Source organism: Amycolatopsis nivea, assembly GCF_004522235.1.
Classification (GTDB): Bacteria; Actinomycetota; Actinomycetes; order Mycobacteriales; family Pseudonocardiaceae; genus Amycolatopsis; species Amycolatopsis nivea.
The window spans coordinates 108,579-120,807 of record NZ_SDLT01000027.1; the positions used below are offsets into that span (position 1 = coordinate 108,579).

The following is a 12,229-nucleotide window of genomic DNA, read 5'->3' on the forward strand; positions in this document are numbered from 1 at the left end:
AGGGCGCCGGTCCGACACGGGGTCACCTTGCCCGGGTCGCGGCGGGCGCGCCCACTAGGCTCGGCGGTCGTGGAAAAGCGACAGCTCGGCCGGTCGGGACTGCGGATATCGCGGATGGCCCTCGGCACCATGACGTGGGGCGGCGACACCGATCCGGACGAGGCGGCCAGCCAGCTGGTCGCGTTCGTGGACGCGGGCGGCACGCTCGTGGACACCGCCGACCTCTACGCCGGCGGCGAGGCCGAGCGGATGCTCGGCGAACTGCTGTCGGACCTGGTGCCGCGCGAGGACGTCGTGCTGGCCACCAAGACTGTCGCCCGCCGCACCGACGGCCCGTTCGGCGGCGGCGCTTCGCGCGGTGCGCTGCTGTCCGCGCTCGAAGGGTCGCTGCAACGGCTGCGCACCGACCACATCGACCTGTGGCAGCTGCACGCGTGGGATTCCTGCGTTCCGATCGAGGAAACGCTCTCCGCGCTCGATTACGCGGTGACGAGCGGCAAGGTCCGCTACGTCGGCGTCTCCAACTACGCGGGCTGGCAGCTCGCCACCGCCGCCTCGCTCGCCGCAGTGCCGCTCGTGTCCGGGCAGTTCGAGTACTCGCTGCTGGAACGCGGCATCGAACGCGAAGTCGTCCCGGCCGCGACGCACCACGGGATCGGCGTCCTGCCGTGGGCCCCGCTCGGCCGCGGCGTCCTCACCGGGAAGTACCGCACCGGCACGCCCGCCGACTCGCGCGGCGCGTCCGCCGAGTACGCCGGATACGTCGAACACCACCGCACCGAGCGCGCCGCGCGGATCGTGCAGGCGGTCGTGACCGCCGCCGAAGGGCTCGGCACGTCGCCGCTCGCGGTGGCGCTGGCCTGGGTCCGGGACCGGCCAGGGGTAGCCGCACCGGTCGTCGGCGCGCGCGACACCGGCCAGCTCACCGGGTCGCTGGCCGCCGAGGAGCTCACGCTCCCGCCTGCGATCCGCAGTGCGCTGGACGACGTCAGCGACATCGAATTCGGCTATCCGGAACGGGGCACCCGGTGAGCCGCAGGTGTCGGGTCGGTGACACGGGCGTGACGCGTCGGCGTTCCTGGAGGATGCTGGAGGGACCCGTTCGCCGGAGCTTTGGTGGAGGTTTCAAGGTGCGTCGGCTCACCGCCGCGTCGCGGATCGCGATCCCGCTGGCCGGTGCGCTCGCGCTGTCCGCCTGCTCGTCCTCGGAGCAGCCGAAGGACAATCTGCAGGTCGTGGCCAATCCGACGGCCGCGAAACCCGCCGTCTCCCCCGCCCGCGCGGTGCCGCCCGCCGGGCAGGTGCTGCCGATGCCGGTGGTGTCGGCGATCGCCGCCGACCAGCAGAGCCACACCCTCGTCGTCGCCCTCAAGCAGCCCGTTGAGCTGCGGCTTTACGATCTCGCCTCGCTCGGTGCGCCGAAGAAGACCGTCGCCCTGCCCGGTCCGGCGGAATCGCTCAGCGTGTCCGGGGGCCAGGCGCTCGCCGGGATCCCGGGCAAGGGCGTGCTCGCCCGCGTCGCGCTGCCGAGCGGGCAGGTGACCGCCGAGAAGGTCGCCGGACAGCCGGCCGCCGGGGTCGCCGACGGGCCGGACACGCTCGTCGCGGTCCGCGACCGCAAGGCCGTCGAGGTGCTGGCGAACGGCTCGGTCGCGAAGACCATCACCGGTCAGCTCTACAGCGCCGACGACGTGGTCAACACCGGCAACGGCGTCGTCGTCCTCGACCGGCTGCGCACCGCCGTGTTCAGCGTCGACGTGCAGGCCGGGACCATGGACGAAGGCCTGCGCGCGGGCGACGGCGCGGCCAACGCGGTCGCCGACTCCTACGGCCGCGTCCTGGTCACCGACGCCCGCGCGGGCGCGCTGCTCGCGTTCTCGACCAACCCGCTGATCCTCCGCCAGCGCTACCCGGTGCCCGGTGGCGCGTACGGCCTCGCCTACGACGCGAAGCGCAGCCTGGCGTGGGTCACCCTGACCGCCCGCAACGAGGTCGTCGGCTACGACGTCCGCGGCGGAGAGCCCGTCGAGAAGTACCGATTCCCGACCGTGCGCCAGCCGGACACGGTGGGCGTCGACGACCAAAGCGGCCGTGTGTTCGTCGGCTCGGCCGCCGGAGAAGGGACCCAGGTGATCCAGCCATGACGACAGTCGACGAGGCGGTGGTCGAAGGGGATTGGGAGTATCGCCGCCTGCGCCTCCCCCCGGCGGTGTCCCGGCGCGCGGCGATGATCCAGCTCTCCATCCACGCGGAGTTCGCGGGCTGGGAACTGCGCACGGTCCGGCTGTACGCCGACGGGACGCGCCGCATCTGGTTGCGGCGCAAGCGCACGGCGGCCGACCACTCGACGGGGCTCGCGACCTGACCTGCTTGACTGTCCGTTATGCGCAAGTTGGTCTACCTGGTCGCGTCCACGCTCGACGGCTTCATCGCGGCTCCGACCCGGGAGGACCCGACCGGCTCGGTCTTCCAGTTCGAGGGCGACCACGCCGAGCCGCTGCTGCGCGAGTATCCGGAAATGGTGCCGACGCACCTCCGGTCCGTGCTCGGCGTCGAGGACGTCCCGCACCGGCATTTCGACACGGTGGTCGAAGGCCGGGTTTCCTACCAGATGGGCGTCGACCTCGGCGTTCCGGACGCGTACACGCATCTGCGGCACTACGTCTTCTCCCGCACGATGACCGAGGCGCCCGGACCGGCCGTGCAGGTGGTCAACACCGACCCGGCGGAGAAGATCCGCGAGCTGAAGAAGGAAGACGGCAAGGACATCTGGCTCGTCGGCGGAGGCGCGCTGGCCGGAGCGCTGCGCGACGAAGTGGACGAGTTGCACCTGAAGCTGTACCCGGTGGTCATCGGCTCCGGCGCGCCCCTGTTCGACGCCGGGTTCTCCGTCGACAGCTACCGGATGGCGGACAGCCGGACCTTCGAGAGCGGCGTCGCCCTGCTGCGGTATGTCCGCGCCTGAACCCTCGTGAACGATGTCGCCGAGCTGACCGAGCGCCTCTGGCGCACCGACGCCGCCAGCATGCTGGGTGCGCTCAGCCGTCGGCTCGGCGACTTCGATCGCGCTGAGGAAGCACTGTCGGAAGCGATCGCCGAGGCGCTCAAACGCTGGCCCGCCGAAGGAGTGCCGTCCAGTCCCACCGGATGGCTCGTCACTACCGGGTGGCACAAGGCGATCGACCGGCTCCGCCGGGACGCGGTCGGCCAGGAGAAGGCCGTCCGGGCAGCGGCGGAACCGCCTCCGGAGCCGCGCGTCGACGACCGGCTGGCGATGATTTTCGCTTGCTGCCACCCGGATTTGCCGGAACCGGCCCAGGTCGCGCTGACGCTGTACGCCGCGGGCGGGCTGACCACCGCCGAGATCGCCGCCGCGTTTCTGGTGCCGGTGCCGACGATGGCGCAACGGCTTTCGCGGGCCAAGCGGCTGTTGCGGGAACGCGGCATCGGATTCGAACCGCCGCGGCCGCACGAGTACGCCGCCCGGCTGCCCGCTGTCCTCGCGGTGGTCTATTTGGTGTTCAACGAGGGTTATCTCTCCAGCGGAGATTCGGCGCAGCGGCAGGAATTGGCGCGCGAGGGCGTCGAACTGGCCCGGCAGCTCGCCGACTCGCTGCCTCGCGAACCGGAAGTCGCCGGGCTGGCCGCGTTGCTGGAGCTGCAGCACGCGCGCGTCGCGGCGCGGTTCGACGCACAGGGGCGGATTGTGGTGCTGGAGCAGCAGGATCGACGGCTGTGGGACGGTCCGGCGATTCAGCGCGCGGTGCTGCGGTTGCGCGAGGCGGTGCGACTTGGCCAGCCCGGGCCTTATCAAACCCGGGCTGGCATCGCCGCGATGCACGCTGTCGCAAGGAGTTTCGCGGAGACCGACTGGGCGGGCATACGCGCGATGTACGACCGGCTTTACGCACTGGACCCGTCGCCCGTCGTTTTGCTGAACCGGGCGGTGGCCACGCGATACGCCATCGGCCCGGCTCCGGCGCTCGGCGAGGTCGACGCGCTCGAAGACCAGCTGTCCAGCTACCACCTGTGGCACGCAGCCCGGGCCGATCTGCTCGCCGCGCTCGACCGGCCGGACGAGGCGCTGACGTCGGCGAAGCGGGCGCTGGAACTGGCCTCGAACCCGGCCGAGCGCGAGCTGATGGCGCGGCGCGCAGCCGATTTGGCAGGCTAGTCTGACGCACATGGTCGACACTCCGCTGCAGACCGTGTACCCCAACCTCACCTACGCCGATCCGAAAGCCGCGATCGAATTCCTCGTCGAGGCCTTCGGATTCGAGTCGCATTTCGTGGTCGAGGCAGGGAACGGCGTCGAGCACGCCCAGGTCCGTGCGGGCGCGAGCCTGATCTTCCTCAGCCGGGACCACGAGGGCGACCAGTACGGCATGCACAGCCCGCTCGCGCTGGGCGGCACCAGCCACGCGTTGTGCGTCTGGGTGCCGGACAGCACGCTCGACGACCACCAGGCCCGGGCCGAGGCCGCCGGCGCGCGAATCCTCAACCCGGTGCACGATTCCCCGGCCGGGGTGCGCGAGTACTCGTGCGCCGATCCCGAAGGCCAGGTCTGGACCTTCAGCAGCTACGCGGGCGAGTGAGGCTCACTCTTCTTCTCGGCTCATCACCGGCCGGACCTCCACCGCGCTCACGCCCGGTCCCAGCGGCCAGCTCGCCGCGACCTCGACCGCCTCGTCGATGTCGGCACACTCCAGCAAAATCACCGAACCGACGATCTCCTTCAGCTCCACGTACGGCCCGTCGGTGACCACCGGTTTCCCGTTCGCCCCGGCCCGGATCGTCCTCGCCGTCTCCCGCGGCTGCAGTTCGACGCCGTTCCCGACCTTGCCGGACGGCTGCCAGCGCTCGAACCACGCGTAGATCTGCTTCATCTGGTCGTCCTCGTCGGCCGGGGACAAGGCGGCCCATTCGCGGTCGTCGCCGCAGATCAGCATCGCGTACTGCACGGTTTCTCCTCCTGGCCGGAAAACGCTCTCGACCGGATGACGAACGGGCCGCCCCGGTTTTCGACACGGCTCAGCCGAGCGCGGCCATCCACTCCGTCCACTTGGCTTCCTCCGCCGCCACGTCGACGTCCGGCGCGACGATGTGGTGCGTCGCCACCAGTGGTCCGCGGAAGCCTTGCATGAAGCAGAAAAGGCCCTCTGCGGTACGAATCCCGACGGTCTGGTCGTTCACCGCGTACACCACGCCATCCGAACCGGCCAGCCGGACTTTCGCGCCGACCGTCAGCTGTCCGACGCCCACTTCCTTCGCCAGCGCAGTCCACAATGCAGGCCAGTCCGCGACGGCCGTCGTCCCGAAGGCGGTGACCGGTTTCGCCGTCCGGCCTGGGAAGTGCTGCACGAATTCCACCAGGTTGCGGAAGAACAGCGCGCCGCCCGCCTGCATGGCCTCGAACTCGTCGGCCCAGTCGTCGCCGGGCAAGAAACCGCTCGTGACACAACGGATCACCGAACTGCCGCCCTCGCGGCCTTCGACGAGGAATTCGTAAGCGATCCGCCGTCCGTCCGGATCCGGTTCGCCGCCGTAGGCCAGCCGGTTCGGCGGGTCCCAGGCGGTGATCGCGTGCGTCGGTTCGTAGGCCGCGAATGCCCCGCGTACCGCGCCGCCTACCCCGCCTTCGACCTCGTTGCGGCCCATGAACCACGAGTCGATGCCCGGCCCGGTCGCGATCGCCGCCCAGACCTGTTCCGGCTCGGCCGGGACCTCGGCGACGTCGATCTCCCGGAATTCCTTACCCATGCTCGGTTTCCTCCCCCATCGGCACGCTCGGGTGCACCGCCAGGACCACCCGGTGCGCTCGGCCGTTCTCGGCTTTCTCGTCGTGGTACTTCCCGACCAGCGTGGTCACCGCCGTCGCCAGCTCTTCCGCGAACGCCGCCCGGTCGGCCGCCGAAGCGAACCGGACCTCGCCGTCGAGCGCGAAGGTGGCGACGCGTTTCTTCGCTTTCGCCGCACCGGTGATCAGGATCCCGACGTCGCGCACCAGCCGTCCGGCGACCGCCAGCAGCCAGCGCGCGGAGAGCCGGTCCGGCGACTGCGCCGGATCGGGCTGCACGGCCGCGAGCGCGGACGGCGAGATCACGTACGACGCCGCGGTCGCCCGCATCATCCGTTCCGTGACGTTGCCCTTGCGCCGTTCCTCGACCAGCTCCACGAGGCCGTGCTTTTCCAGTGCGCGCAGGTGGTAGTTGACCTTCTGCCTCGGCAGGTCGACGCGGGCGGCCAGCATCGTCGCCGAGGCGGGCTGCGCCAGTTCGGCGAGCAGCCGGGCCCGGACCGGGTCCAGCGACACCTCGGCCGCGGCCGCGTCCTCGATCACCGCAACGGGAAACATGCGCCCATCGTCGCGGCTGAATACTCAGATTGTCAAGACAGGTTTTGTTGTCGGTAGACCTCGTGCACCACCGAGGCGATCCGCGGCACCACCTGCGCCGCGGCCTCCAGCGGCACGACGTGCCCGACGCCGGGCAGCACCACGGCATAGCCCTGGGCCAGCCCGCGCACGAACTGCTCGACGTCGGCGGGCGCGACGATCCGGTCCCGCTCCCCCACGATCGCCGTCACCGGCAGGTCGCCGGCCAGCGACAACGCGGCTTCGCGGGCGTAGGCGTCGAGCGCGGGCCGGAACTGCGCGACAGTGTGCGGCCAGTTGCCGCGGATCATCTTCACGGTCAGCTCGACCAGGTCCGGGTCGGGATCGTCGCCGAACAGCCACCAGCGCAGCCCCGCGCTCACCGCGCGGCTGGTGTGCTCGCGGAACACGCCGTACAGCTTCGCGCCCAGCACCATTTCGAGGTCCTGCGCGAGCTTGCCGAGCGCGTTGGGCCACGCGGCCGACGCCTCGGTGGCCAGCCGCCCGGACGACGTCGACAGCAGCACCAGCCCGCCGGCACGCTCGGCGAACAGCTCCGGATGCCGCTGGGTCAGCGACATGACCGCGAGCCCGCCCATGTCGTGGCCGACGAGCACGACGCGTCCGTGTGGGACGGCTTGCTCGATCACCTCGGCGAGGTCGTCGGCGAGCTGGCCCATCGTCGCGGTGCCGCGCGCGGCCCGGCCGGATTCGCCGTGCCCGCGGTGGTCGTAGCTGACCACCGCGAGCGGATGTTCGACCGCGTCCGGCAGCACCGGGGCGATCCGGCCCCAGCTGCGCTGGTCGAGCGCGTAGCCGTGCAGCAGCACGACGGTCACGGCCGCCGCCGGATCGCCCCTGCGCACGAGGTGCAGGGGCGTGCCGTCGGCGAGCCGGAACCCGGACATCAGGAGGAGCGGAGGAACCGGTCCAGCACGCGGACGCCGAACTTCAGCGCGTCGACCGGGACGCGTTCGTCCACGCCGTGGAAGAGCCCGGAGAAGTCCAGGTCGGCGGGCAGTTTCAGCGGCGCGAAGCCGAAGTTGCGGATGCCGAGCTGCTGGAAGGACTTCGCGTCGGTGCCGCCGGAGAGCATGTACGGCAGAGTGCGCGCGCCCGGGTCCTCGGCGAGCACCGCGGCGGTCATGGCGTCGACGAGCGCGCCGTCGAACGTCGTCTCGACCGGCGGCAGCTCCATCCACTCCTTCTCGATGTCCGGCCCGAGCAGCTCGTCCAGCTCCCGGTCGAACGCCTCGAGCCGGCCCGGCAGGATCCGGCAGTCGACCGCCGCCTCGGCCACCGAAGGGATCACGTTCGATTTGTAGCCCGCGGTGAGCATCGTCGGGTTCGCGGTGTCGCGCAGGGTCGCGCCGATCATCCGGGAGATGTTGCCCAGCTTGGCGACCGCGCCCTCGAGGTCGTCCTCGGGGAAGTCCCAGCCGGTGATCTCGGTGACCCCGGCGAGGAACTCGCGCACGGAATCGGTCAGCACCAACGGAAACTGGTGCTGCCCCAGCTTCGCGACGGCTTCGGACAACTTGGTGACCGCGTTGTCGCGATGGATCATCGACCCGTGGCCCGCCGTGCCGCGCACGCGCAGCTTCATCCAGCGGATGCCCTTCTCGGCCGTCTCGATCACGTACGCGCGGACGTTGTCCTTCAACGTGATCGAGAACCCGCCGACCTCGCTGATCGCCTCGGTGACGCCCTCGAACAGCTCGGGCCGGTTCTCCACCAGCCACTGCGCCCCGTACTTGCCGCCCGCCTCCTCGTCCGCGACGAACAGGAACACGAGGTCGCGCGGAGGAACGATATTGTTGATCTTGTAGTGCCGCGCGAGGGCCAGCGTCATGCCGACCATGTCCTTCATGTCGACCGCGCCGCGCCCCCACACGTACCCGTCCTGGACCGCACCGGAGAACGGATGCACCGACCACTCGGCCGGGTCCGCGGGGACGACGTCGAGGTGCCCGTGAATCAGCAACGCCCCGCGGCTGGAGTCGGCCCCCGGCAGCCGCACGATGACGTTGTGCCGGTCCTTGCCGCCAGACTCGACGTAGGTGATCTCGTACCCTGCGTCAGTCAGCTTCTCCGCGACGTACTCAGCCGCGACCCGCTCGCCCACGAGGGTTTCGGGGTCGCCGGTATTGGTGGTGTCGATGCGGATCAGCTCGCTGGTAAGCGTGACAGCCTCGTCCGCGGCGGCGTCGATCAAGTTCGGTTGGGTCACCGGCCATTCCTATCATCCGCCACGCGAACACGCCGCCGTCCCGCCGACTGGACCCCCTCCCCGGGCGCGGCGCCCCCAATGCGGCATTGGGTGCGTCAGATGCACCGAACGCCACATTGGGTGCGCAGGATGCACCCAATGCCACATTGGGGCGCAAGCCCCACCCCCACCCCAACCGCACCGATGCACCCAACGAGCGAGGCACCCAGCCCCTCCCCCGCACCCCGATACGAAGCCTCCCTGCGGTCGGTGGGTGCTTGTCAAGGCATCTTTCCCGCCTTGACAAGCACCCACCGACCGTCAGCACAATCAAGCTTCGGGGTGCCCCACGCAACCCCCGGGCGCAATGTCGCCGCCAGGCGACGAGCCGACCACACCAACTGATCCACCAGTCAACCCAAAATCGCAACTCCTTGCCACACAACAGAGTCTGAGAACCGTTACACCAACCACGACAGAAGAGTTGCGATTTTCGCAACCCCCCATTACCGTCACGGCCCATGGACGAAACAGACCAGCTGAGAGAACGGGTCCGCCAGCTGATCCAGTCCACCCCCGTCCCCCAGCGCGAATTCGCCGCCGCCATCGGCCTGGACCAAACCAAACTCTCCAAAGCCCTCAACGGCACCCGCCGCTTCTCCCCGCACGAACTAGTCCGCGTCGCCGAATACTCCGGCGTCACGGTGAACTGGCTGCTCAACGGCAGCGACGACGCCAAAACCGTCACCGCCGTCCCGGCCCCGGCGGCGGGAACAGCGAGCGAGCCCGACGACCCAGCACACTCCGAACCAAGACGGCGAATCCTGGAGACCGCCTGGCAGCTCATCGCCGAACGCGGCTACCACCGCGTCCGCATCGCCGACATCGCGCAGGCATGCGGCACCAGCACCGCCGCCATCCACTACCACTTCCCCACCAAAACCGAAGTCCTCGACGAAGCTTTGCGGCGCAACGTAAAGCTCGCCTTCGACCGCCAGGTCGCCGAGCTGCACGCCGTGCCCGGCGCGCACGACCGGCTGCTCAAGCTCGTCGAACTGCAGCTGCCGACCGAAGGCCTGCTGCGCGCCGAATGGTCGGTGTGGCTGCAGGTCTGGAACGAGGTCGCGCTCGACCCGCGGCTGCGTTCGCTCTACACCGATTCCTACGACCGCTGGTACCAGACCATTCTCATGACCATCCGCACCGGCCAGGAGCAGGGCGTGTTCCGCCTGGCCGACCCCGAGGCCGCCACCGCCCAGCTCACCGCGCTGATCGACGGCCTCGGCATCCAGGTGCTGACCGGGCGTCCCGGCAGCACGGTGGGCGCGATGCGCGCGCACCTGAACGACTTCATCGACCGCTCGATCGTCCAAGGAGCCTGATGAACCACGAGGTCATCGTCACCTGCGCGCTCACCGGCGCGGGGGACACCACCCGCCGGAGCCCGCACGTCCCGGTCAGCCCGGCGCAGATCGCCGAGAGCGCCATCGAGGCCGCCAACGCCGGCGCAGCCGTGGTGCACATCCACGTGCGCGAGCCCGAAACCGGGGCGCCGTCGCGGGATGTCGCGCTGTATCGCGAGGCGGTCCGGCTGGTCAAAGAGTCCGGAGTGGACGTCGTCGTCAACCTCACCGCGGGCATGGGCGGCGACCTGGTCATCGACGCCGAGGACCCGCTCAAGCCGGTCGACGGCACCGACCTGGTCAACGCGCACGACCGGCTCCCGCACGTCGAAGAACTGCTGCCGGACATCTGCACCCTCGACTGCGGTTCGCTGAACTTCGGCGAGGGCAACCAGCTTTACGTGTCCACTCCGGACATGCTGCGCACCGGCGCGAAGCGCATCCAGGAGCTGGGTGTGAAGCCCGAACTGGAGATCTTCGACACCGGAAACCTGTGGTTCGCCACGAAAATGGTCGAAGAAGGCTTGATCGACCCGCCGCCGCTGTTCCAGCTCTGCATGGGCATCCCGTACGGCGCGCCGCCGGACCCCGGGCTGCTGCAGGCGATGGTGCACCTGCTGCCGGAGGGCGCGCAGTGGGCTTCGTTCGCCATCGGCCGCGACCAGATGCCGTGGGTCGCGCAGTCGGTGCTGCTGGGCGGGCACGTCCGGGTCGGACTGGAGGACAACCTCTACCTGGCGCGCGGCGTCAAGGCCACCAACGGCCAGCTCGTCGAACGCGCGGTGGACATCGTGCAGAAGCTCGGCGCGGACATCGCCACCCCGGACCGGGCGCGCGAAATCCTGGGGCTGAAGGAGCGCGTGCATGCCTGAGACCACCGAGACCACTGTGGACACTGTCGCGTGCATCGGAGCCGGAGTCATCGGCGGCGGCTGGGTCGCGCATTTCCTCGCCCAGGGCTTCGACGTCCGAGCCTGGGACCCCGCGCCCGACGCCGCCGAGAAACTCGAACGGCTCGTCAACGCCGCGTGGCCCGCTCTGACTGAACTGGGTCTCAAGCCGGGCGCGAGCCGAGACCGGCTCACCGTCACCGCGACGCTCGCGGAGGCCGTCGACGGCGTGGGCTTCGTGCAGGAAAGCGCGCCGGAAGACCTTGCGCTGAAACAGAAACTGCTCGCCGACATCGACGCCGTCACCGCGCCGGACGTCGTGATCGCCTCCTCCACCTCCGGCTACGGCATGACCGAAATGCAGGTCGCCGCGAAGACGCCGGAACGGCTGGTGGTCGGGCATCCGTTCAACCCGCCGTACCTGATCCCGCTCGTCGAGGTCGCGGGCGGGAAGCTCAGCGCGCCGTGGGCGGTCGAGCAGGCCGCCGCGTTCTACCGGCGCGTCGGCAAGTCCGTGATCACGATGGACCGCGAGGTGCCGGGCTTCATCGCGAACCGGCTCCAGGAAGCGCTGTGGCGCGAAGCCCTGCACATGGTCGCGAACGGCGAGGCGACGGTCGAGCAGATCGACCTCGCGATCACCGACGGACCAGGCCTGCGCTGGCCGATCCAGGGCCCGATGCTGACGTTCCACCTGGCGGGCGGCGAGGGCGGCATGGCGCACATGCTGGACCACTTCGGACCGTCGCTGAAGTCGCCGTGGACCCGGCTCGAAGCGCCCGAACTCACCAAGGACCTGCGCGACGCCGTGGTCGCCGGTTGCGACGACGAGGCGGACGGGCGGACCATCGCCGACCTGATCGCCGAACGCGACCGGGCGGTCATCGCGATCCAGCGCGCGGTGGGGCAGGCCCGTCGTGGCTGAGTACCGCGACCGGGTCCGTCCAGAGTGGATCGACTACAACGGGCACCTCTCCGAGCCCTACTACGTGCTCGTCTTCGGCGACGCGACCACCGCGCTGATGGACATCGTCGGCCTCGGCCCCGGCTACCGCGAGAGAACCGGGGCGTCGCTGTACACAGTGGAGGCGCACGTCCGGTACCTGCGCGAAGTCGGCGCGGACGCCGAACTCGAGGTGAGCACCTCCGTGCTGTCAGTCGGCGCGAAAAAGGTGCGGCTGTGCCACGAGATGCGGGTCGGCGGCGAACTCGTCGCGACCGAAGAGCTGTTGTGCCTGCACGTTTCCGGGGGCCGCGCGACGCCGTTCCCCGCCGAAATCGCCACCGCGCTCGACACGCATCTCGCCCCGGTCCCGGACTACGCGGGACGCGCCATCGCCTGATCCCCTCCCCC

General features: G+C 70.2%; 15 protein-coding genes. 10 read left to right on the forward strand and 5 right to left on the reverse strand.

The window, feature by feature from the left end; genetic code table 11:
* Positions 1 to 69: 69 nt before the first annotated feature.
* The 6 genes from EIZ44_RS28290 (at position 70) to EIZ44_RS28315 (ending at position 4,595) form a co-directional block, all read left to right on the forward strand.
* A complete protein-coding gene (locus tag EIZ44_RS28290; RefSeq protein WP_037805921.1) occupies positions 70 to 1,032 on the forward strand; it encodes an aldo/keto reductase in 963 nt (320 codons plus the stop codon).
* Between the two features lie 98 nt (positions 1,033 to 1,130).
* On the forward strand, positions 1,131 to 2,144 hold the full coding sequence (locus EIZ44_RS28295; RefSeq protein ID WP_134732292.1) for a YncE family protein: 1,014 nt from the start codon (positions 1,131 to 1,133) through the stop codon (positions 2,142 to 2,144).
* Positions 2,141 to 2,365, forward strand: a complete 225-nt coding sequence (locus tag EIZ44_RS28300) for a DUF5703 family protein (protein WP_009078687.1) — start codon at positions 2,141 to 2,143, stop codon at positions 2,363 to 2,365. The genes EIZ44_RS28295 and EIZ44_RS28300 overlap by 4 nt, the downstream gene beginning before the upstream one ends.
* A gap of 18 nt (positions 2,366 to 2,383) precedes the next feature.
* Complete coding sequence (locus EIZ44_RS28305; RefSeq protein ID WP_134732294.1) at positions 2,384 to 2,965, forward strand: dihydrofolate reductase family protein; 582 nt, start codon at positions 2,384 to 2,386, stop codon at positions 2,963 to 2,965.
* A 6-nt stretch (positions 2,966 to 2,971) separates the two neighbouring features.
* Positions 2,972 to 4,174, forward strand: a complete 1,203-nt coding sequence (locus EIZ44_RS28310; RefSeq protein WP_205673337.1) for an RNA polymerase sigma factor — start codon at positions 2,972 to 2,974, stop codon at positions 4,172 to 4,174.
* Between the two features lie 10 nt (positions 4,175 to 4,184).
* The gene (locus tag EIZ44_RS28315) at positions 4,185 to 4,595 is read left to right on the forward strand and encodes a VOC family protein (protein ID WP_134732296.1); all 411 of its coding nucleotides are present in this window, start codon (positions 4,185 to 4,187) and stop codon (positions 4,593 to 4,595) included.
* A gap of 3 nt (positions 4,596 to 4,598) precedes the next feature.
* Here EIZ44_RS28315 and EIZ44_RS28320 read toward each other — a convergent pair whose 3' ends face one another.
* The 5 genes from EIZ44_RS28320 to EIZ44_RS28340 form a co-directional block, all read right to left on the reverse strand.
* On the reverse strand, positions 4,599 to 4,961 hold the full coding sequence (locus tag EIZ44_RS28320) for a YciI family protein (protein WP_134732298.1): 363 nt from the start codon (positions 4,959 to 4,961) through the stop codon (positions 4,599 to 4,601).
* 70 nt (positions 4,962 to 5,031) lie between these two features.
* The gene (locus EIZ44_RS28325; RefSeq protein ID WP_134732300.1) at positions 5,032 to 5,760 is read right to left on the reverse strand and encodes an SRPBCC family protein; all 729 of its coding nucleotides are present in this window, start codon (positions 5,758 to 5,760) and stop codon (positions 5,032 to 5,034) included.
* Positions 5,753 to 6,355 carry an ArsR/SmtB family transcription factor gene (locus tag EIZ44_RS28330; RefSeq protein WP_134661518.1) on the reverse strand — a complete coding sequence of 201 codons (603 nt, stop codon included), beginning with the start codon at positions 6,353 to 6,355 and terminating at the stop codon, positions 5,753 to 5,755. Before EIZ44_RS28330 ends, EIZ44_RS28325 begins: the two co-directional genes overlap by 8 nt.
* Positions 6,356 to 6,387: 32 nt before the next feature.
* Positions 6,388 to 7,281: an alpha/beta fold hydrolase gene (locus EIZ44_RS28335; protein WP_037805908.1), complete on the reverse strand. Its 894-nt coding sequence runs from the start codon at positions 7,279 to 7,281 to the stop codon at positions 6,388 to 6,390.
* Complete coding sequence (locus EIZ44_RS28340; RefSeq protein WP_134732302.1) at positions 7,281 to 8,603, reverse strand: M20/M25/M40 family metallo-hydrolase; 1,323 nt, start codon at positions 8,601 to 8,603, stop codon at positions 7,281 to 7,283. Before EIZ44_RS28340 ends, EIZ44_RS28335 begins: the two co-directional genes overlap by 1 nt.
* Before the next feature lie 500 nt (positions 8,604 to 9,103).
* On the opposite strand from EIZ44_RS28340, the gene EIZ44_RS28345 reads away from it, so the two are divergent.
* The 4 genes from EIZ44_RS28345 to EIZ44_RS28360 are packed head-to-tail and all read left to right on the forward strand — an operon-like array spanning position 9,104 to position 12,218.
* Positions 9,104 to 9,964 (forward strand): TetR/AcrR family transcriptional regulator, encoded by an 861-nt coding sequence (locus tag EIZ44_RS28345; protein WP_134732304.1) that lies wholly within the window; start codon positions 9,104 to 9,106, stop codon positions 9,962 to 9,964.
* Positions 9,964 to 10,857, forward strand: a complete 894-nt coding sequence (locus EIZ44_RS28350; protein ID WP_043833189.1) for a beta-keto acid cleavage family enzyme — start codon at positions 9,964 to 9,966, stop codon at positions 10,855 to 10,857. Before EIZ44_RS28345 ends, EIZ44_RS28350 begins: the two co-directional genes overlap by 1 nt.
* Complete coding sequence (locus tag EIZ44_RS28355; protein WP_043833188.1) at positions 10,850 to 11,800, forward strand: 3-hydroxyacyl-CoA dehydrogenase NAD-binding domain-containing protein; 951 nt, start codon at positions 10,850 to 10,852, stop codon at positions 11,798 to 11,800. Before EIZ44_RS28350 ends, EIZ44_RS28355 begins: the two co-directional genes overlap by 8 nt.
* A complete protein-coding gene (locus EIZ44_RS28360) occupies positions 11,793 to 12,218 on the forward strand; it encodes a thioesterase family protein (RefSeq protein WP_037805900.1) in 426 nt (141 codons plus the stop codon). Before EIZ44_RS28355 ends, EIZ44_RS28360 begins: the two co-directional genes overlap by 8 nt.
* The last annotated feature ends 11 nt before the right edge of the window (positions 12,219 to 12,229 follow it).